22 protein-coding genes are annotated in these 18,738 nt (G+C 62.2%); 5 read left to right on the forward strand and 17 right to left on the reverse strand.

Features of this window, described 5'->3' with window-relative positions; genetic code table 11:
• Positions 1-2 precede the first annotated feature (2 nt).
• The 4 genes from FDT80_RS09520 to FDT80_RS09535 all read right to left on the reverse strand — a co-directional run bounded on the left by FDT80_RS09520 (position 3) and on the right by FDT80_RS09535 (position 1,429).
• On the reverse strand, positions 3-272 hold the full coding sequence (locus FDT80_RS09520; protein WP_138662049.1) for a flagellar biosynthetic protein FliQ: 270 nt from the start codon (positions 270-272) through the stop codon (positions 3-5).
• 1 nt (position 273) lies between these two features.
• Entirely contained in the window at positions 274-564 is a 291-nt protein-coding gene (gene fliE, locus FDT80_RS09525) for a flagellar hook-basal body complex protein FliE (protein ID WP_138662050.1), read from the reverse strand.
• Positions 565-628: 64 nt separating this feature from the next.
• Entirely contained in the window at positions 629-1,021 is a 393-nt protein-coding gene (gene flgC / locus FDT80_RS09530; protein ID WP_138662051.1) for a flagellar basal body rod protein FlgC, read from the reverse strand.
• 12 nt (positions 1,022-1,033) lie between these two features.
• A complete protein-coding gene (locus FDT80_RS09535; protein WP_138662052.1) occupies positions 1,034-1,429 on the reverse strand; it encodes a FlgB family protein in 396 nt (131 codons plus the stop codon).
• Between the two features lie 81 nt (positions 1,430-1,510).
• Here FDT80_RS09535 and FDT80_RS09540 point away from each other — a divergent pair, with 81 nt between their 5' ends.
• Entirely contained in the window at positions 1,511-2,884 is a 1,374-nt protein-coding gene (locus FDT80_RS09540) for a FliI/YscN family ATPase (RefSeq protein WP_138662053.1), read from the forward strand.
• Positions 2,885-2,951: 67 nt separating this feature from the next.
• Here the strand turns inward: FDT80_RS09540 and FDT80_RS09545 are convergent, their stop codons facing one another.
• The 6 genes from FDT80_RS09545 to FDT80_RS09570 all read right to left on the reverse strand — a co-directional run bounded on the left by FDT80_RS09545 (position 2,952) and on the right by FDT80_RS09570 (position 6,286).
• The gene (locus tag FDT80_RS09545; RefSeq protein ID WP_138662054.1) at positions 2,952-3,740 is read right to left on the reverse strand and encodes a DUF1217 domain-containing protein; all 789 of its coding nucleotides are present in this window, start codon (positions 3,738-3,740) and stop codon (positions 2,952-2,954) included.
• The gene (flbT, locus tag FDT80_RS09550) at positions 3,740-4,144 is read right to left on the reverse strand and encodes a flagellar biosynthesis repressor FlbT (RefSeq protein ID WP_138662055.1); all 405 of its coding nucleotides are present in this window, start codon (positions 4,142-4,144) and stop codon (positions 3,740-3,742) included. The genes FDT80_RS09545 and flbT overlap by 1 nt, the downstream gene beginning before the upstream one ends.
• Positions 4,141-4,512 carry a flagellar biosynthesis regulator FlaF gene (flaF, locus tag FDT80_RS09555; RefSeq protein ID WP_138662056.1) on the reverse strand — a complete coding sequence of 124 codons (372 nt, stop codon included), beginning with the start codon at positions 4,510-4,512 and terminating at the stop codon, positions 4,141-4,143. Before flaF ends, flbT begins: the two co-directional genes overlap by 4 nt.
• Before the next feature lie 78 nt (positions 4,513-4,590).
• Positions 4,591-5,430 (reverse strand): flagellin N-terminal helical domain-containing protein, encoded by an 840-nt coding sequence (locus FDT80_RS09560; RefSeq protein WP_138662057.1) that lies wholly within the window; start codon positions 5,428-5,430, stop codon positions 4,591-4,593.
• 213 nt (positions 5,431-5,643) lie between these two features.
• Complete coding sequence (locus tag FDT80_RS09565; protein WP_138662058.1) at positions 5,644-6,003, reverse strand: flagellar protein FlgN; 360 nt, start codon at positions 6,001-6,003, stop codon at positions 5,644-5,646.
• Positions 5,996-6,286 (reverse strand): rod-binding protein, encoded by a 291-nt coding sequence (locus tag FDT80_RS09570; RefSeq protein ID WP_138662059.1) that lies wholly within the window; start codon positions 6,284-6,286, stop codon positions 5,996-5,998. Before FDT80_RS09570 ends, FDT80_RS09565 begins: the two co-directional genes overlap by 8 nt.
• Positions 6,287-7,539: 1,253 nt before the next feature.
• On the opposite strand from FDT80_RS09570, the gene fliK reads away from it, so the two are divergent.
• Both fliK and FDT80_RS09580 read left to right on the forward strand, forming a co-directional pair.
• Positions 7,540-7,872 (forward strand): flagellar hook-length control protein FliK, encoded by a 333-nt coding sequence (gene fliK / locus FDT80_RS18880; RefSeq protein WP_170311838.1) that lies wholly within the window; start codon positions 7,540-7,542, stop codon positions 7,870-7,872.
• Between the two features lie 11 nt (positions 7,873-7,883).
• On the forward strand, positions 7,884-8,567 hold the full coding sequence (locus FDT80_RS09580) for a flagellar hook capping FlgD N-terminal domain-containing protein (RefSeq protein WP_138662061.1): 684 nt from the start codon (positions 7,884-7,886) through the stop codon (positions 8,565-8,567).
• Between the two features lie 3 nt (positions 8,568-8,570).
• On the opposite strand, the gene FDT80_RS09585 is transcribed toward FDT80_RS09580, so the two are convergent.
• From FDT80_RS09585 to FDT80_RS09605, 5 genes are all read right to left on the reverse strand, one after another.
• Entirely contained in the window at positions 8,571-9,899 is a 1,329-nt protein-coding gene (locus FDT80_RS09585) for an NAD(P)/FAD-dependent oxidoreductase (protein ID WP_138662062.1), read from the reverse strand.
• Positions 9,896-10,714, reverse strand: a complete 819-nt coding sequence (locus tag FDT80_RS09590) for an ABC transporter permease (RefSeq protein ID WP_138662063.1) — start codon at positions 10,712-10,714, stop codon at positions 9,896-9,898. The genes FDT80_RS09585 and FDT80_RS09590 overlap by 4 nt, the downstream gene beginning before the upstream one ends.
• Complete coding sequence (locus FDT80_RS09595) at positions 10,711-11,586, reverse strand: ABC transporter permease subunit (protein ID WP_138662064.1); 876 nt, start codon at positions 11,584-11,586, stop codon at positions 10,711-10,713. Before FDT80_RS09595 ends, FDT80_RS09590 begins: the two co-directional genes overlap by 4 nt.
• Positions 11,583-12,710, reverse strand: a complete 1,128-nt coding sequence (locus FDT80_RS09600; protein WP_138662065.1) for an ABC transporter ATP-binding protein — start codon at positions 12,708-12,710, stop codon at positions 11,583-11,585. Before FDT80_RS09600 ends, FDT80_RS09595 begins: the two co-directional genes overlap by 4 nt.
• An 82-nt stretch (positions 12,711-12,792) precedes the next feature.
• Positions 12,793-13,875 carry a polyamine ABC transporter substrate-binding protein gene (locus FDT80_RS09605; protein ID WP_138662066.1) on the reverse strand — a complete coding sequence of 361 codons (1,083 nt, stop codon included), beginning with the start codon at positions 13,873-13,875 and terminating at the stop codon, positions 12,793-12,795.
• Between the two features lie 163 nt (positions 13,876-14,038).
• Between FDT80_RS09605 and FDT80_RS09610 the strand changes: the two genes are divergently transcribed.
• Entirely contained in the window at positions 14,039-14,743 is a 705-nt protein-coding gene (locus FDT80_RS09610) for a GntR family transcriptional regulator (RefSeq protein ID WP_138662067.1), read from the forward strand.
• A gap of 74 nt (positions 14,744-14,817) precedes the next feature.
• The gene (locus FDT80_RS09615; RefSeq protein WP_138662068.1) at positions 14,818-16,242 is read left to right on the forward strand and encodes an aspartate aminotransferase family protein; all 1,425 of its coding nucleotides are present in this window, start codon (positions 14,818-14,820) and stop codon (positions 16,240-16,242) included.
• 30 nt (positions 16,243-16,272) lie between these two features.
• Here FDT80_RS09615 and argE read toward each other — a convergent pair whose 3' ends face one another.
• Together argE and FDT80_RS09625 are read right to left on the reverse strand one after the other, a co-directional pair.
• Positions 16,273-17,430, reverse strand: coding sequence for an acetylornithine deacetylase (gene argE, locus FDT80_RS09620; protein WP_138662069.1), 1,158 nt, complete (start codon positions 17,428-17,430; stop codon positions 16,273-16,275).
• Positions 17,427-18,611 (reverse strand): M24 family metallopeptidase, encoded by a 1,185-nt coding sequence (locus FDT80_RS09625; RefSeq protein WP_138662070.1) that lies wholly within the window; start codon positions 18,609-18,611, stop codon positions 17,427-17,429. Before FDT80_RS09625 ends, argE begins: the two co-directional genes overlap by 4 nt.
• Positions 18,612-18,738: the final 127 nt, after the last annotated feature.

Here is an 18,738-nt window from a genome sequence, read left to right on the forward strand (position 1 = left end):
CTTTATCCTCCGATGATCATCGGGATGATGCGGTTGTGAAAGAAGGACACCAGCGTCTGAGTCATGAAGCCCATAGACATCCAGAACACGAGAACGATCGCGGCCAGCTTGGGCACGAATGTCAGCGTCATTTCCTGAACCGAGGTCAGCGCCTGCACAAGGCCGATGGACACACCCGTGATCAGGGCCGCGGTGAGGATGGGAATCGAGACCAGAACGGCGACCCACAGGCCCTGCCGCAAGGTGTCGAAAAACAGGACTTCAGTCAGCATGTCAGACCGGCATCCGCAGAATTTCCTGGTATGCCTCGACGACCTTGTTGCGCACGGTGACCGCAGCCTCGACCGCCAGTTCGGTTTGCGCCAGCGCCTGCACCAGGGCGTGCGGATCGGCTCCGCCTATCATCGATGCCTTGGCGGTCGCCTCGCTGTGAGCGAGCGTTTGGGCGAAATCCATCGCAAACCCACCGAAGGCCGTGCCAAGCGAAGGTTTGCCCGCATCGGGTTCCGTCGCCGGGCGCGAAGCCGCGTATTTCTGTATCGCGCTGACCGCTTGCATATCCATTCTGGATCTCCTTTGAGAGAAGGGGGGGCGAACGCATCGCCGCCATTGTTGAAATTCGGGATGATTATCGCCGCAAGAGGTCCAGAAGCCCGCCCGACATCTTGCGGGTCTGCTCGAACATCTTGAGGTTGGCCTCATAGCTGCGCTGCGCCTCGCGCGCGTCGGCCAGTTCAATCAGCAGATCGACATTCGTGCCTTGATAGTGGCCCGTACCGTCGGCCATCGGGTGCGACGGATCAAAGACCTGTTCCAACTCGGACCTGTCCAATCGGACGGGACCGGTTTCAACCATGCTGATGCCGCGCCCGGCACCCAAGGCGGTCTCGAACGCCACTGTCTTGCGGCGATATCCCGGTGTGTCCGCGTTCGATATGTTCTCTGACAGGTGTCGCAGGCGCGTCGCCTGTGCCTTCAATCCGCTGGCGGACACGCTGAGGGCGTTCGAAAAATCGCTCATTCGGTTCAGGTCCTATCGGCCAAGGCTGCTGCGCAGGGTGCTCAGCGCGGATTTATAGATGGCGAGGGCGCGGTCGTGCTGGCGTTTGGCGTCGATGGATTTGCGCATCTCGGTCTCAAGCGAAACGGTGTTGCCGTCGGGCGACGCTTCGCCGCTGCGGTCCGTTACCGCAATCGTCATCGCGCCTTGCGATGATGCGGTCAGGTGACGCGCGCGGGTCGTTCTCAACTGCGACGCATCGGCCGTCCCGGCCTGGGCGCGATAGCTGGCGGAAAAGCCCGGCACATCCTGCGACCGGTATCCGGGCGTGTCCGCGTTCGCGACATTCATCGAAATGACGGCCTGTTTCTGGCCGGCGTGAACGGCCATGGCGGACGACATCTTAAAGATATCTAGATTTTCAAACATCCGGGCTTCTCCCTCGTGCGGTTTCATCAAGGCTTAACTGTGATTCCTTTAAAAACGGTGAGCGACACCAGAAGGATTGCCATGACCGATCTTCCCCACCTCGACGGCCTGCTGGCCGGGATAGCCACACTGACGCCGGTCAACGCCGTCGGCCGCGTCATGCGGGTGGGTGCTGGCGTCGTTCATATCGCGGGCCTCGCCGGCCAGGCGCGCATCGGCGATCTGGCCTGTATCCAGCGCCAGGACGGCCCCCTGACGGGTGAGGTCCTGCAACTGGACGGCGATCACCTGGTCTTGTTGCCCGATGCGGCACCGGATGGTGTGGCGCTCGGGGATCGCGCAACCCTGATGGCGCCCGGAATGATCGCTCCCTCCGACACGTGGATCGGGCGCGTCATCGACCCGTCGGGGCGCCCCTTGGACGGCAAGCCTTTGCTGCGCGGTCCTGTGGCACGCCCGCTGCGCGCGGACCCTCCCCCCGCTGCTGCCCGACGGGCGCTGGGACAGCGGCTGAATACCGGGATGGCGGTGACGAATACCCTGCTGCCAATCGTTCAAGGTCAGCGAATGGGGCTTTTCGCGGGGTCTGGCGTCGGCAAAAGCAGCCTGCTGGGCCATCTTGCGAAACACATGCAGGCCGACGTCGTCGTGATCGCGCTGGTGGGTGAACGCGGTCGCGAATTGCGTCACTTCATCGAAGAGGTGCTGGGCCCCGACGGGCTGCGCCGTGCGGTCGTCGTCGCCGCGACGTCGGATCAATCGCCGCTGATCCGTCGCCGCTGTGCCTGGACCGCGATGGCGGTGGCAGAGCATTTTCGCGATCAGGGAAAGTCGGTTCTGTTCCTCGCCGACTCGATCACGCGTTTCGCCGAGGCGCACCGCGAAGTGGCCGTCGCCGCGGGCGAGGCGCCGGTTTTGCGCGGGTATCCTCCGTCAACCGCGCATCAGATCATGGCGCTGTGTGAACGCGCCGGGCCAGGCCGGTGCGGGCAGGGCGACATCACGGGCGTTTTCAGCGTTCTCGTTGCCGGGTCGGACATGGACGAACCGGTCGCCGATATCCTGCGCGGCGTGCTTGACGGCCATGTGGTCATGGACCGCGAAATCGCCGAGCGCGGGCGCTTTCCGGCCATCGACGTGTTGCGCTCAGTGTCACGCAGCCTGCCTGCGGCTGCGACGCCGTCCGAAAATGCGCTGTTGTCACAGACGCGGCGCATCCTTTCCGCCTTCGATCGAAACGCGGTAATGATCAGGGCGGGCCTTTATGCCTCGGGCAGCGATCCCGAGGTCGATCAGGCGATTGCGCTCTGGCCCGAGCTCGACGCCTACCTTGCTCGCATGGAGACGCAGAACATCGACAACAGTTTCAACCAACTCGACCTTATCCTGCGGCGGGCCAAAAGCGGGTCGATGACCGCCGGTCGCATGGCGCGGTCGGGTCGCGATGTGACATGATATTAGACAGCGGATCGGCCGTTGCCCGGATCCAACTGCGGTAAAAAAAAAGCGGCCAAAAGCGCGATCAGGACTGCAATAGCATCAGCGCGATAGAGGTCGATGACGCGCCGGTTCCAAGGCTGTCGATCTGCGCGCGTGCAATGTATTGGGTGATCACATCCTGCACCTGAGCGGGGTCGCTGAACGTGCTCAGATCGTCCGATCCGAACACCTCGCGCGCCCGTTCCTTAAAGACCGTAAGCTGCTGGTCAATGTCGATCTGACCGAAGGCCTTGGGCAGGTTCAACGCTTTTTCGAACAGCGCACGCAGCGGCGGCTGGCCCATGACCGTAAACCACTTGGTGTCGTTGCTGGCATCCAGGGCCGCGACCTGAGACAGTTCACGTTCCGCATAAAGCGCCACGCGCATTGTTTCATCCTGCGCGCCGGCCGCGATTTCGAAACTGTTCGCCTGGTATTTGGCGATGATGTCAGGCGCAAAGGTGCTGATCCTGACCTGGGTAAGCTCTTTCGCGCCAAAACCGAAGGCGCGCGACAGCTCGGCATAGCGCGGATCGGCAAACCGATTTGCCAGGGTGTCATCCCCGACCGTGCCTTCTTCGAGGATTTTCTGAATGAAGAAACGGTTGTTGATATCATCCTGAAGCCCGAAGGCGCCCAGCGCGACTTCCAAAAGCCGACGGTCCGAAACCAGATCTTCCGCCGAGGTGACCTTGGCGATATTCTCGGTGAAGTAGTCGGTGGCCCGTTGCTGTTGTGCGGAGGTGTTCAACGCTTCGAACTGCGTGTCGTATGTCCGCTGCAAGAAGCGCCAGCCGGCAAGTCCGGAGAATGGAATGACCGGTGTGAACATTATTGCGGCCGCGCCGCGATCAGGCGGTCTTCGCGCGGCATCAGTGCACGCAACGCCTTCATCGCACGGTAATGCTGCCCTGCGATCAGCGACTGGGTCGCCTCCAGCAGATGCGCGCGGCTGTCCGCATCGGTGAACACCTGGCTCAACTCTTCGACCTGGCGCAGCAATGGCAGATGCGCATCCTTGGGATCGGTGTCGCCGGACAGGACCAGCTGCATTGCGAAACAGACGCGCCGCACGGGGGTCTTGGCGTCCTCGGGGTGTATGGCGTCCCGCAGTCGCAGAATATTCGCTTCTGGCGACATGATTGACAAACGACTGCGGCGATCACCATTTTCGATCACGGCACCGTTGATCAGGATCCGTTCCTTCGGGCTCAGCTTGAGGACCAGTCCGGTCATTGGCCTGCTCCTTCCTGCTTCAACCCGCGCAGGATCGCCGTGTTGACCTCCAGCAGCGGAACAGCCGACACATGATCCCTCAGAACCAGGCTGGTGTGATGATGGGTAAACTCCGCAAGGTAGAAAATCTTGGCGCGCAACTCGGCGGGAAGCAGATTGTCAGGATCAGCGACATCCGCGGCCAATGTGGTCCAGAGCATCCGGTTTTCGTGCAGCGCCGCGACAAGTGCGCCGTGGTCCTTACACTCTGCGGCACGCTTGAGCCGGAAGGTGATGCGCGCGATGACATCATATTCCGCGCTGCGCGCCGTTCTCGTCGGAGCCGCCGTTGGCGCATAGGCGCGCTGAGCCATTGAAAATGCGTTCACAGGTAAACCTTTGCTGGGAAGTATTCGCGAGAAGACGAAATGCCGGGGGCGCGGTCAAACGCGCCCCCGGCGTTCAGTTTACCGGAACAGCGACAGGATCGTCTGCGGCGCCTGGTTGGCAATCGACAGTGCCTGAACACCCAACTGCTGCTGGGTCTGCAAGGCCTGCAACCTGGCCGAAGCCGCTTCCATATCCGCATCGACCAACGAACCGATACCGGATTTGAATGCGTCCATCACCTTGCCCACGAACATGCTCTGGTCCGTGATCCGCTTCGAGGACGCACCAAGCGCGGCGGCCCCGTCCACGGCAGTCTGGATATGCGCTTCGATCGCGGCAATCGACGTTTCAGCAGCTGTCGACGAAGACACGTCAATGTCATCGAGAACCCCTGTTGTGCCCGTCAGCCCGGTGGTGAAATCAACCGACGATACGGTGATGTTCGAAGCCGTGACCGCCCCGGTGTTGTCGCGATCAATCGACGACAGAACAGTCAGGTCAACGCCATCGTCATTGAGCAGGTTCATCCCGTTGAACTGCGATGCGCTGATGATCGAAGTCACCTGCGCGGTCAGTTCGGTCACGTCCGCGGTCAACTTGGTGTAGTCCACGTTTTCACCCGTGGCCGTGACGACCTTTTCCTTGATCTCGTTCAGAACATTGGTGATCTGCTCGGCCCCGGCCAGGGCGACCGACACCGTGCTTTCGCCCAGAGACAGCGACCCCGCAACGGATTTGAAGCCGCTGACATCGGATTCCATCACCTTGGAAATGGCCCAGATCGCCGAGTTGTCCTTGGCCCCGGCAATGTCCTTGCCGGTCGAGATCGAGGTCTGCGTCTTGGCCAGATCGGAGTTGATGGATTTCAGGGTTTGCAGAGCGACCATCGCGCTGTTGTTTGTAAGAATGCTCGACATGAACATAGTCCTTTGATCAAAGACGCTTTGCGTCAGTTAGTGCCGGGCCCGCGTTTCGCGAAGCCGGCAAAGGTGCCGTTCTGACCAATGCAATCGACCGTGTTCCAGACGATGCGCCATCCGACCTCGGATGCATCGCCACCATGACCATGCAATGCCTAATGCAATGCTAAGCCCCGCCGATCGAGTCGCGCGCATTTGACATAAATCCCGTCAGGCGCGCTTTTCCACGGATGTGTCATGAACAATGTCGATGCTGCGCTTGGCGCCCCTGTCGTCGTATGTCTCCAGTGACATTCGCACCCGTCGCAGCGCGTCCAGCCTGCGTGCGACGCTTCGAATACCTTCCAGCGCCCTGTCCAAAAGCACCTGGTTGCGCGCGACCTTGCCGCTGACAAGGGCCAACGCCTCATGATCGAGTGTCTCCAGCACCGCCAAAGCGTCGATCAGGTTTTCCTTGCGGGCCGACAGGCGCGCGATCTGGTCCAGGTCACCTGCGATCACCGCGGCGCGTTCTGCGTCGAGCAGATCATTCAGCGCCCCCAATGTCGTCTCAAAGGTGTCATCAGTCATTTTGCCGCTCCTTCAGGGCCAGGTACAACGATTCCGCCAGGCCGATACCGCCCGCACGGACGATTTGCGTCGCGTGTTCCTGCACCATGAAGGATGCGAACTGATCCTCTCCCGCACCGCCGCCGAAACTGTCGCGCGCTTCGCCGAAACCTGCGGATTTCAGCATTTCGGCAAGAAAGGTCGCCTCGAGCGACCGGGCCGCATCGCGAAGCGCACTGTCCGTGTCGGCGGGTCGCAAGGCGGCTGGTGTCGCCGGCGACGCGTTTGGCGGGATCTGGATCATGGTGCGGTCCTTCAATTGCAGCTCATTTTTTTCGACCATGCCCCCAATCGGTAAAGATGCAGTAACCAAAGGCGGTCATACGTGACGTGAAATGCGGAAGAAATCCGAGGAGACAGCGCGTGCAAGCCACACCATTCCCCTTTCCGGCCCTGACACGGGGACCAGACGCGGACCGCCCGCAAACCGGGTCGCTCACGGAAAAGGCCCCCGGCCCGAGTTTTGATGCTGCTTACGCAGTATCCGAGGACACATTGCGGTCAGGGGTCGCGTCGGGTCGTGACCGGCATTCCAAGGCGGATAAACCCTCCGGGGCCGACGACACCGACACGCCCGAGACGCAGGGCCCGGCAGAGACCGCATCTATCGAGACCGAAGAGACGGAAGAAACCAGTGACTTGTCGCCGAAGGGCATAGAAACGGATCAACAAGACGGATCACCCCCCGGGTGCGGGTCGGGCACCGAAATCATGTCCGATGACGTGCGATCAAGGCCCGGGAGAGAAGCACCCCCGCTGCCGCCTATCGCGGCAGAATCGCAGCAACCTGGATTCCGGACCCGGACGGGCCAGCAGCGGCATGCCGAGTCAATCGACACCCGACAAACCCACGGCCCACGCGTCACGGCCGCAACCCACGGGGCCCCGGTCAGCCAGGCGATCCAGGCAGCGTTGCAGACGGTCCGCAGATCCGGGCCCTCACCCGACATCTCTGCAGACATTCCGCGGTCTTCCCGCCCCGAGGCGCAAGCCGCCGACCCTTTGGCTCGTCCGCACCGGTTCGATGCTGTCAATTCGACCAGAACGGATGTGCCTGTCGCGCAAAGCAATCCACTTCGCGGGGCGCATGACGATTCCTCAGCGGTCTCCGCTGCACCGCCCAACGCACCGCCAGGCAGCCAGCGCTCCGCGCGTGACTCGGAAGAGGGTTGGGGATCCCGGTCTATGCCGGCAGCGAATTTGCCACCGGTAGCGGCGATACCCGCGGCACCGGTCGCTTCTTTTGGGCCGTCTGCCGCCGGGGGGCTGCGCTCCGCCACACCGGCAACCGCTGTTACGAACCACCGACTGTCCGTCGTGGATCAAAGCCATTTCGACCCGTCGGAGTTCCTGCGCCCATCGTCAGATCCCGGCCTGCCCGTTGAGCTTCGTGCCAACGCCTCTCCGGCAACGCTACCTGTTCTCGCACGACCCGAGACACCGGTCCTTGTCGCGCGACAGATGGCGGATGCCTTGCACCGCCTACCCGATCGTCCCGTGGAACTTACGCTCAACCCCGAGGAACTGGGCCGTGTGCGCATGACCCTGGCCACGCACGACGCCGGAATAACAGTGACCATCGTTGCGGAGCGGGCCGACACGCTCGATCTGATGCGCCGCCACATCGACCAGCTGAACCGCGAATTTCAGGACCTAGGATTCGACAATATCGCGTTTTCCTTCGCGGGTGGCCAAAGAGGTGATGACCCCGACACCCCCGAGCGAGACGGTCCTCGCGCCGAAGGGGACAAAGACGTGCCCTCTCAGCCCGCCATTGCCGCGCATTCCCTTTCACTTGGCCCCGCCGATGGGCTCGATCTTCGTTTGTAAGGACCATACCGATGGATATTTCACCCCTTTCCGCGTATTCTGCCACACTTGCGCCGACCCTCCCCGCCGCTGGCACCAAGGATCAACAGGCCGAAGCCGTGCTCTCTTCGGACTTCGAGACATTTTTGCAGATGCTGACCGCCCAGGCGAAATACCAGGATCCGTTGGAACCGATTGATTCGTCCGAGTACGCCGCGCAATTGGCGCAGTTTTCCATGGTCGAGCAGCAGGTTCTGTCCAACGACCTTCTGACCGCGCTGACCGCGCAGCTTGGCGCCGGGAACATGGCGCAGATGGCAAGCTGGATTGGGATGGAGGCGCGCACGAGTGCCCCGGTGCAGTTCGACGGTGCCCCGATCACGGTTCTGCCGGAACCCTCGCGCACCGCCGACGCCGCCTTTCTGGTTGTGCGCGACGCCGCTGGCGCGGATGTGCACCGCCAGCAAATCGCCGTCTCGTCCGAGCCTGTTGACTGGACAGGTTTGAGGGGTGATGGCACGCCGATACCCTCAGGGCGCTATAGCTTTGCGGTCGAAAGCCACGCCAATGGCGACGTGATCGCCACGACTGCGGCAGACACATATGCAACGGTGACCGAGGCCCGGAAAACAGATGGCGACACCCTGTTGATCCTGGCCGGCGGCAGCCCGGTTCGCGCCAGCGAAATCAGCGCGCTGCGCGGCGCGGGGTATTGACGGTCAACGGTCAGCCAGCGTCAAACCCGCATAGACCAGCGGCATGATCGCCCGCCGCGCGCGCCCCAACGGAAAGCGCGTCAGGGGCCTTTGCATAGCTGCGGGATAAGGTCTCATCGGGGTCTTGCCTTGCGCCAGATCCGCCAGGATTGCGCCGCTGTATGTCCCCATTGCAACGCCGTTGCCATGATAGCACAGGCCGGCCCACAGGCCCGGCGCATCCGGCACGGCCCCGACAAAGGGCAGCCTGTCGCGCGCAAGGCAGACCATGCCGGACCAGTTATGGTGCACGTCGACATGCGCCCAAGCGGGAAACATGGCATCGAAATCGCGGCGGATGCGCGCCCGCGCCCGCCGTTCTGCCGACGGTCCGGTCATCAAACCGCCGCGCATCCCGAACAGGAACCTCCGGTCCGGCATCAGACGGAAATAATGCAGCAGATGCCGCGTGTCATAGGCCATCTGAGCACTCGACCACCCGGAGGCCGAGACCTCCGCCTCGCTCAGCGGTCGGGTCACCATCACGTTGGACTGCCCCGGCATGTACCGACCCGCCAGCCAATCCGGCAGATCTTCGCTCGAATACCCGTTGGTCGCAATCACGACCTGATCGGCGGCCACCGTTCCGCCGTCGGTTTGCACGGCATGGTGCCGCCCGACCCGGACCAGGCCGCGCACCGGGCTGTGCTGATGAATCTGCGCGCCTGCGGCAGTGGCGGCGCTCAGCAGGCCGGACAGATATTTGCGCGGGTTCAGGCCAAAACCGACGGGGACGGTCAGTGCCCCGTGAAACGGGCCCGCCATCCCCTGGTCGCGCAGATCGCGCGCCGCGATCAGCGTCGGCGTGATACCGTAGTTTTCCGTGACGGTTGCGGCATGCCTTTCCAGGTCGTCCATATCCGACGGACGATGCGCCAGCGTGGTTTCACCGTTCGAATGGCGGTCCGCTTCGATGCGATGCGTGTCGATCAGATCTCCGACCAGCGTCACGGCCGCCTGCTCTGCCTGGCGATACTCCAGCCGGCCCGCGCGCCCGACGCGGCGGTCGAGCGCGTCATCGCTCAGCATTCCACCGCCCAGGCAACAAAACCCGCCGTTTCGCCCCGATGCACCCCAACCGGGCGCCTGCGCCTCGACCACCGCGACGCGCGCGCCCGCCTGTGCCAGATGCAATGCCGCCGACAGGCCGGTGAACCCCGCCCCGACGATCGCGACATCGGCGCGATGCGCACCCTGCAGGGCCGCGCCTTTCGGCAGATCGCAGGTTTCGTCCCACCAACACCCCGACCGGGGACCAGCGCCATAGGCGTACTCGGAAAAGATGCGCCTCATGCGGCGCGCGCGGCGGCCTGTTCGTCGCGCTGAATCCGCAGGCTGTTGCGCTTTGAGACCAAAGAGGCGCTGATCACGCCCACCGCCACGATCGCGATCATGATCGTCGACAGCGCGTTGATCTCGGGCGAGACGCCCAACCGCACGGCCGAGAAGATCTTGATCGGCAGCGTCGTGGCCGACGGCCCCGCCGTAAAGGACGCGATCACCAGATCGTCAAGCGACAGGGTGAAGGCCAGCAGCCACCCCGAGATTACCGCAGGTGCAATGATCGGCAGGGTGACGAGGCGAAAGGCGTCAAAGCTCGAACATCCCAGATCAAGCGCGGCTTCTTCCAATGATTGATCAAAGGTCATCAGCCGCGACGACACCACGACCGAAACATAGCACATCGAAAAAGTCGTATGCGCCAGCACGATCGTCAGAACCCCCCGGTCGAGACCGATGCCGATGAACAGCAGCAGCAGCGACAGGCCGGTAATCACCTCCGGCATCACCAGCGGCGCATAAATCATGCCGGAAAAGAGCGTCCGGCCCCAGAATCGCCCGCTGCGGACAAGAACATAGGCGGCCATCGTGCCCAGCAGCGTCGCGATGGTCGACGACATCACCGCAACCTGCAACGTGACCCAAGCCGCGTCCAGAAACGCCTCGTTCTGCAATAGCTCGGCGTACCATTTGGTCGAGAAGCCCGCCCAGACGGTGACCAGTTGCGACGCGTTGAAGCTGTAGATCACCAAAATGACCATCGGCAGATACAGGAACGCAAAGCCCAGTGTGATCGAGGTGACGTTGAACCAGCTCATCTTGGTCATTGATCTGCCTCCGACTGACGCTGCTGGTTGCGCTGGAACAGGATGATGGGGACGATCAGGATCAGCAGCAGGATCACCGCGACGGCGCTTGCCACCGGCCAGTCGCGATTGTTAAAGAACTCCTCCCACAGGACCTTGCCAATCATAAGCGTTTTCGATCCACCCAGAAGCGACGGGATCACGAATTCACCCAGCGCGGGGATGAACACGAGGAAAGATCCCGCAATGATGCCATTCTTGGACAGCGGCACCGTCACCAGCCAGAACGCCTTGAGCCGCGAGCAGCCAAGGTCTTCTGCCGCCTCGATAAGCGACGCGTCCAGTCGATCAAGCGCCGCATAGATGGGCAGGATCATGAACGGCACGTAGGTATAGACGATGCCGATATAGACCGCCGTTGTGGTATTCAGGATCGTCAGCGGTTCGGCGATCACGCCGGTCCACAGCAGAAACTGATTGAGAAACCCCTCACCGCTGAGAATACCCATCCAAGCATAGACACGAATGAGAAAACTGGTCCAGAACGGCAGGATCACCAGCATCATCAGCGTGGCGCGCCATTCTTCCGGCGCGCGGGCCATCGCATAGGCCACCGGATAGCCCACCATCAAGGTCAGCACGGTAGAGATCGCGGCAATGCGCAGGCTGCTCAGATATGCTTTCCAGTAAAGATCATCCGACGCGAGGAAGGCGAAATTCTCGAAGTCGAGCCCGTCGATGAAAGCGCGCAACCCCTGGTCAAGCGTCGGCGTATAGGGCGGAATCGCAAGATCGGTATCCGAGAGCGAGATTTTCAGCACGATGAGGAAGGGCACCAGAAACAGCGCCAGCAGCCAGAGGTAAGGCAGCGCTATGAGGGCCGCGCGCTTCATCGGTCGAGCAGCACACCGGCGGTGGCGGTCCAGCTGACCCAAACCGGATCTTCCCAGGTAAAGCTGCGACGCGACACGCGGCGGGTGTTGGCGGTCTGTGCCTTGATCACCTTACCGCTTTGCAATTCAACGTGATAGGTGCTGAGATTGCCCAGATACGCGATGTCCAGCACCTTGCCCTGAAGCGCGTTGTCCGCGTCGGCGGGCCGATCCGCCGAAATCGCGATCTTTTCCGGGCGCACCGCCAGATGGCAGGTCTGCCCCTCGCTGAAATTCTTGTCGCTGGCGGCGATGTTGGGTTCGCGCCCCTCGGACCAGTGAACCTGGTAAAGGCCTTCACCTGCGGGTTTGACCGTTCCGGTCAGGATATTCACGTCGCCGATAAAATCCGCGACATAGGATGAATTGGGCGCTTCATAGATCTTTTCGGGCGTCGCCACCTGCATGATGCGCCCTTCGTCCATCACGGCCACGCGGGACGCGACGGTCATCGCTTCTTCCTGGTCATGAGTCACGATGACGAACGTCGTCCCGGTCTTTTCCTGGATATCCACCAATTCGAACTGCGTCGCCTGCCGCAATTTCGCATCCAGCGCACCCAGCGGTTCGTCCAGCAGCAACAGCTTGGGCGCCTTGGCCAGGCTGCGCGCAAGGGCGACCCGCTGGCGCTGGCCTCCGGAAATCTGATGCGGCTTGCGTGCGGCGAATTTCTCAAGCCGCGTCAGCTTGAGCATCTCGTCCACGCGGTCGGCGATGTCATGTTTCGGCATGTCGCCCCGGCGCAGGCCGAAGGCGATATTGTCATAGACCGTCAGATGCGGAAACAGCGCATAGGACTGGAACATCATGTTCACCGCCCGCTTGTTGGGCGGTACCGGCACGATGTTCTGGCCCGACAGTTCGATCACGCCTTCGGTCGGGTTTTCAAACCCCGCCAGCATGCGCATCATCGTCGTCTTGCCACAGCCGGACGGCCCGAGCAGGGCAAAGAATTCGCGCTCATAGATATCGAGCGTCAGATCGTCGATGGCCGTGAAATCGCCAAATCGCTTGGTCACGCCCTTGAAGCGGATCAGCGGTTTTTCCTTGGGGTCGTCCCAAGGCGCAAAAACGGTCTGGTTCACGATAAGTCCTTACTTCGCCCCAAGACGGGAAACCGAAAAAAGGCGAGACCGAAGCGGTCTCGCCTTTGTACCGTCGCGCAGATCAGGTTCCCGATTTGATCTTGGTCCAGAGCCGGGTCACGACCCGCTGAACCTTTTGCGGATAGGGCGTGGTGGTGAACAGGTTTTCCAGCGTCGCCTCGCTGGGATAGATTGCCGGATCGCCGATCACGTCCTCGACCAGGTATTCCTGGCTCGCCTTGTTGCCGTTGGCGTAATAGACGTAGTTCGATGCCGCCGCCATGTTCTGCGCATCCATGATGAAGTTCAAAAAGACATGCGCGGCCTCGGGGTTGGGCGCATCCACCGGAATCGCCATCTGGTCGAACCACATCTGCGCACCCTCGTTCGGCGCGTTATAGGCAATCTCGACCCCGTTGTCGGCCTCGGCCGCGCGGTCGCGTGCCTGCAGGATGTCACCGGACCAACCCACCGCGACACAGATGTCGCCATTGGCCAGCGCGTTGATGTATTCCGAGCTGTGGAATTTCTGGATATAGGGACGGACCGGCATGAACACGCCTTCCGCCTTGGCGATCACGTCCGGATCGTGGCTGTCGGGGTCTTCGCCGATGTAATTCAGCGCGGCGGGAATCATCTCTGCCGGCGCGTCGAGGAAATGCACGCCGCATTCCGCCAGCTTTTCCATGTTTGCCGGATCGAACACCAGGCTCCAACTGTCGATCGGGGCATCCTCGCCAAGGATCTCCTGTACCTTGCCGACGTTCACGCCAATGCCCGTGGTTCCCCACATGTAATTGATCGAATAGGCGTTTTCGGGGTCATACTGCTCCGTGCGCGATGTCACGACATCCCACATGTTGTCCATGTTGGGCAGCTTGTCGCGGTCGAGCTTTTGAAATGCGCCCGCGGTGATCTGGCGCTGCAGGAAGGTGCCCGACGGCACGACCACGTCATAGCCCGACCCACCGGCCAGCATCTTGGTCTCCAGCACTTCGTTGCTGTCAAAGACGTCATAGACAAGGTCGATGCCGGTTTCGGCCTCGAACTTCTCCAGCAGACTTTCGTCGATATAGTCGGACCAGTTATAGACCCGCACTTCCTCGGCGGTGGCCTGGCTTGCGATCAGCACGGCAGCGGCGCTGCTCAGCATAAGGTATTTCATGTGTGTCTCCCGGTAGGTGGTAGCCGGATTTTTCCGGTCTGAACGAATTTGATCAAGTTTTGCCTCTTTCGGCAAGATGATTTATGGTTTCACGCACCGGGGCCACACGCAAGGGACCGACCGCACCGGTCGCGCCAATGCCACGGAATCCAAGGGAGACGCGATGCAAATGCTCAGAAATCCAGCACCGGACGACCCGATTGAAGGCGGCAAACTTCCCGCCCATCAGTCGGTCTATGAGCAGTTGCGCACGCGGATGCTCTTTGGTGATCTGGTGCCCGGTCAGGCTGTCACCATCCAGGGGCTCACGCAAGAAATGGGCGCCGGCATGACGCCGGTGCGCGAAGCGATCCGTCGGCTGATTTCCGATGGGGCGCTGACCATGCAGGGCAATCGTCGCGTCAGCGTTCCCGTGCTTACACCAGGCTGCATCGAACAACTTGAATTCATGCGACAAACGCTTGAGCCGCAGCTTGCGCGACTGGCCGCGAAACGTATTGACGGCGATGCGCTTGGCCTCTTGCGCGATCAGGACGACGCCCTGAACATCGCCATAGATCGCGGCGATATTCCGGGGTATCTGACCCATAACTACCGCTTTCACACCATCCTCTACGCCAGCGCAGAAGCGCCCATTCTGGCGGCTACGGTAGACCGGCTCTGGCTGCGCTTCGGGCCGTCGCTGCGGGTGGTCTGCGGGCGGTATGGCACGCAGAACCTGCCGGACAAACACGCCGATCTGATGACCGCGCTGATCGACCGCGATCCGCAAGCCGCTGCGCTTGCCGTGGCCGAGGACGTCAGTCAGGGGATGCGACAGATTCTTGCCGCGCTGGACCCCTCCGCAGCGGCGATGCGATTCGATTGACAGCGGATAATTTGATCATATCCTGACCTGAATGGCCCAGTGCCCCGACTTTTACCGATCCTGAAAGGTATCTCATGACCTCGATCACCAATCACATGCCCACGGCAGAGCTTCAGGCGCTGGACGCGGCGCACCACATGCACCCCTTCACCACGAACGACGAGCTGAGCGCCAAGGGCGCGCGCATCATCACGCGGGCCAAGGGCGTGTACCTGACCGACAGCGAGGGCAACGAGATCCTTGACGGCATGGCGGGTCTTTGGTGCGTCAACATCGGCTATGGCCGCCCCGAAATGGCCGAGGTCGCATCGCGGCAGATGATGGAACTGCCGTTCTACAACACCTTCTTCATGACAAGCCATGTGCCCGCCATCGCGCTGGCGTCGGAGCTGGCAAAACTGGCGCCCGAAGGGTTGAACCACGTGTTCTTTGCCGGATCGGGGTCAGAGGCGAACGATACCAACCTGCGCATGGTCCGCACCTACTGGGCCGAAAAGGGCCAGCCGCAGCGGTCGCATGTGATCAGCCGCAAGAACGCCTATCACGGGTCGTCCATGGGGTCGGGATCGTTGGGCGGCATGACCTACATGCATGAACAGGGTGGCCTGCCCATCCCCGGCATCCATCACATCAACCAGCCTGACTGGTGGGCCGAAGGCGGCGATATGACGCCCGAGGATTTCGGCCTTGCCCGCGCGCAGGAGCTTGAAGCGAAGATCCTGGAGCTGGGCGCGGACAACGTTGCCGCCTTTATCGCGGAGCCGGTGCAGGGCGCGGGCGGCGTGATCGTGGCCCCCGATACCTATTGGCCGGAAATTCAGCGCATCGTCGACAAATACGGCATCTTGCTGATCGCGGACGAGGTCATCTGCGGTTTTGGCCGCACCGGCAACTGGTTCGGCAGCACCACGGTGGGCATCCGCCCGCATATCATGACCATCGCCAAGGGCCTCAGCTCGGGCTATCAGCCCATCGGCGGGTCAATCGTATGCGACGAGGTGGCCGAGGTCATCAACGCCTGCGAATTCAACCACGGCTACACCTATTCCGGTCACCCTGTTGCCGCCGCTGTGGCGCTTGAAAACCTGCGGATACTGCAGGAGGAAAACGTACTCGACCACGTGCGCAACGTCTCGGGCCCCGCGCTCAGGGCCGGCTTGGAAAAACTCGCCGATCATCCGCTGGTTGGCGGCGTGAACATCAAGGGGCTGATGGCGTCGCTGCCGCTGACGCCTCACAAGGCGACGCGCGCCAAGTTCGCCGGGCAGACGGGAACCGCCGGGTTCATGTGCCGCGAGCGGTGCTTTGCCAACAACCTCGTGATGCGCCACGTCGGCGACCGCATGATCATTTCACCGCCCCTGGTCATCACGCCCGAGGAAATCGACGTGTTCATGTCCCGTGCGAAAACCGCTTTGGATGAAACCTACGCCGCGCTGAAAGACGGCGATCTTCTGAAGCCCGCGGATCAGCACGACGCACCCTCCCCGCTGGGATAACGGGTGCCGGGGCAGGCCTCCGGGCCTGCCTCAGACCAGCCGCCCGCCCAGACGGTCAAGCATCGTCAGGCACTGCTGCAACTGGTCGAGGCTGACGAACTCATCCGCCTTGTGCGCCTGCGCGATCGATCCCGGACCGCAGACGACCACATCCATCCCCATCTCCTGGAACAGGCCCGCTTCGGTGCCAAAGGGCACCACGTCCGCGCTGTTGGCCCCGGTCAGATCCGCCACAAGATCGCGCGCGGCATTTTCGGCCATCGGCTCAAGGCCCGTCACCTCGCCCAGGGTTTGCGTGGAGATGTCGGCGGCGGGATGGACCGCGCGCATCGCGGGCAGCAATTCGGTCTCGATATAGGCGGCGAGCGTGGTCTTGACGAAATCGATGTCGATTTGCTGTACTGGGCGCATTTCCCAATCGACCTCGGCGCGGCCGGCAATCACGTTATGCGCCACACCACCGGCGATGCGCCTGATGTTCAACGTGGTATGCGCCGGGCGAAATCGGCTGCCCGATGGCGCCCGCGCGATCAATTCCGCGCGCAACGTGAGCAACCGGCCAACATAACGCACGGCATATTCCACGGCATTCACGCCCGCATCCGGGTCCGACCCGTGCCCTTCCAGACCGCTGAACTGCGTGGTGTATTCACAACAGCCCTTGTGCCCTTCGATCACGCGCATTTCCGTCGGTTCACCGATGATGGCAATGTCGGGGCGCAGTCCGCGCGCCTTGAGTTCGGGCACCAACGCCCGTGCCCCGATGCAGCCGGTTTCCTCGTCATGGGTAAAGGCGAAATGCACCGGGCGGGTCAGCGACAGATCCGCATAGCGCCGCGCCATCACCAGGCTGGCGGCGATGAATCCCTTCATGTCACAGGTGCCGCGCCCGAAAAGCTTGTCCCCCTCGCGGCGCAGCACGAAAGGCTCGCTGGTCCAGTCCTGATCGGCGACCGGAACGACATCGGAATGCCCCGACAGCAGTATGCCTCCCGGCCCCTCCGGCCCCAGCGTCGCGAACAGGTTGGCCTTGGTGCCGCTCTCGTCGGCAAAAACCTCGCCCCGCGCGCCCAGACCGGCCAGATATTCGGCCAGATCGCCGATCATGTCGACGTTGCTGTCAGTTGAAATCGTCGGGTAGGACACGAGACGATCCAGCAGGTCGACCGTGTCCTCCAGCGCGGTCACGGCTTGACGAACATCTGGCGGGGACGGTTGCAGAATGTCTCTGCGGGTCCATCGGCGCGTATGCGGATGCTTTCGGTTATTTCCAACCCCCAATCCTGCATCCACAGGCCGGGCATGAAATGAAACGTCATATCGGGCTCCAGCACGCTTTCATCCTCCGCACGCAGGGAAATCGTCCGCTCGCCCCAATCGGGCGGATAGCTCAGCCCGATCGGATAGCCGCAGCGCGCCCCGCGTTCGATGCCCGCCCTCTCCAGCGGGGCGGCCAGCGCATTTGCCACGTCGCAGGCGCGATTGCCCGCGCGCGCCTTGTCCAGCCCCGCCTCCAATCCTTCGACCAGCGCCGCCTCGGCGCGTTTCAGGAAATCCGGCGGCTCGCCCAGAAACAGCGTTCGGCACAACGGCGCATGGTAGCGGCGATAGCAGCCCGAAATTTCGAAAAACGTGGCCTCTCCGCTGGCAAAGGGCCGCCCGTCCCAGGTCAGGTGCGGTGCGGCGGCGTCCGCGCCCGACGGCAACAGCGGCACGATCGCCGGATAATCGCCCCAGACACCTTCAACCCCGCGCAGCGCATCGCGGTAGATCTCCGCCACGATTTCGTTCTTGGGCACGCCCGGTTCCACCCGCTCCAGCAGCCCGTCGATGATCCGCTCCGAGATCTTCGCGGCATTGCGCATATAGGCCAGCTCCGGCGCGGACTTGATGCAGCGCTGCCAGTTGACCAAGGCCGTCGCATCGACCAGCTGCACGCCGGGCAGCGACCCGGCCAGAACGATATGGGCCTTGGCGGAATAATAGTAGTTGTCGGTCTCGACTCCGATCATCCCGGTTTCTAGCCCGAGACCCTTGAGCCTGTCCGCAAGATCCTGCATCGGATGCAGATCGACCGCCTGTACATAGTGATCCGCATAGCCAAAGACACTGTTCTGTCCCATCCAGACGGTGCGCAGGGCGCCGTTGGTGTCCTGGTTTCTGCCCCACCAGATCGGATCGTCGTCCGGCAGGACGATGACCCCCTGATGCACGTAGAAAGACCAGCCATCGTATCCGGTCAGCCACGCCTGGTTGGACGGGTCCGTCACGAACAGCGCGTGCAGACCGCGCGCATCCATTTCCGCGCGGACCAACGACAGCCGGCGGGCGTATTCGATCGCGTCAAATGGCAAGTCAATGGCCGGCATTCCAGGGTCCGCTTCTGATCGGAAATAAAAGGAATCCTGTGCCAGCCGCGCCCTTCACACAAGGAAATTGTTTGAGGCATGACGTGTGGCGCGACCCTCGTCTGACCAAAAAAACAGCAGGAAAATT

It is taken from the genome of Sulfitobacter sabulilitoris, assembly GCF_005887615.1.
In the GTDB taxonomy this organism is placed as follows: Bacteria; Pseudomonadota; Alphaproteobacteria; order Rhodobacterales; family Rhodobacteraceae; genus Sulfitobacter_E; species Sulfitobacter_E sabulilitoris.

Excerpts from the sequence above, each read along its gene's own strand:
- FDT80_RS09520 (WP_138662049.1), bottom strand. The coding sequence starts at position 272 with ATGCTGACTGAAGTCCTGTTTTTCGACACCTTGCGGCAGGGCCTGTGG.
- fliE (WP_138662050.1), bottom strand. The coding sequence starts at position 564 with ATGGATATGCAAGCGGTCAGCGCGATACAGAAATACGCGGCTTCGCGC.
- flgC (WP_138662051.1), bottom strand. The coding sequence starts at position 1,021 with ATGAGCGATTTTTCGAACGCCCTCAGCGTGTCCGCCAGCGGATTGAAG.
- FDT80_RS09535 (WP_138662052.1), bottom strand. The coding sequence starts at position 1,429 with ATGTTTGAAAATCTAGATATCTTTAAGATGTCGTCCGCCATGGCCGTT.
- FDT80_RS09540 (WP_138662053.1), top strand. The coding sequence starts at position 1,511 with ATGACCGATCTTCCCCACCTCGACGGCCTGCTGGCCGGGATAGCCACA.
- FDT80_RS09545 (WP_138662054.1), bottom strand. The coding sequence starts at position 3,740 with ATGTTCACACCGGTCATTCCATTCTCCGGACTTGCCGGCTGGCGCTTC.
- flbT (WP_138662055.1), bottom strand. The coding sequence starts at position 4,144 with ATGACCGGACTGGTCCTCAAGCTGAGCCCGAAGGAACGGATCCTGATC.
- FDT80_RS09560 (WP_138662057.1), bottom strand. The coding sequence starts at position 5,430 with ATGTCGAGCATTCTTACAAACAACAGCGCGATGGTCGCTCTGCAAACC.
- FDT80_RS09565 (WP_138662058.1), bottom strand. The coding sequence starts at position 6,003 with ATGACTGATGACACCTTTGAGACGACATTGGGGGCGCTGAATGATCTG.
- FDT80_RS09570 (WP_138662059.1), bottom strand. The coding sequence starts at position 6,286 with ATGATCCAGATCCCGCCAAACGCGTCGCCGGCGACACCAGCCGCCTTG.
- FDT80_RS09580 (WP_138662061.1), top strand. The coding sequence starts at position 7,884 with ATGGATATTTCACCCCTTTCCGCGTATTCTGCCACACTTGCGCCGACC.
- FDT80_RS09585 (WP_138662062.1), bottom strand. The coding sequence starts at position 9,899 with ATGAGGCGCATCTTTTCCGAGTACGCCTATGGCGCTGGTCCCCGGTCG.
- FDT80_RS09590 (WP_138662063.1), bottom strand. The coding sequence starts at position 10,714 with ATGACCAAGATGAGCTGGTTCAACGTCACCTCGATCACACTGGGCTTT.
- FDT80_RS09595 (WP_138662064.1), bottom strand. The coding sequence starts at position 11,586 with ATGAAGCGCGCGGCCCTCATAGCGCTGCCTTACCTCTGGCTGCTGGCG.
- FDT80_RS09605 (WP_138662066.1), bottom strand. The coding sequence starts at position 13,875 with ATGAAATACCTTATGCTGAGCAGCGCCGCTGCCGTGCTGATCGCAAGC.
- FDT80_RS09610 (WP_138662067.1), top strand. The coding sequence starts at position 14,039 with ATGCAAATGCTCAGAAATCCAGCACCGGACGACCCGATTGAAGGCGGC.
- FDT80_RS09615 (WP_138662068.1), top strand. The coding sequence starts at position 14,818 with ATGACCTCGATCACCAATCACATGCCCACGGCAGAGCTTCAGGCGCTG.
- FDT80_RS09625 (WP_138662070.1), bottom strand. The coding sequence starts at position 18,611 with ATGCCGGCCATTGACTTGCCATTTGACGCGATCGAATACGCCCGCCGG.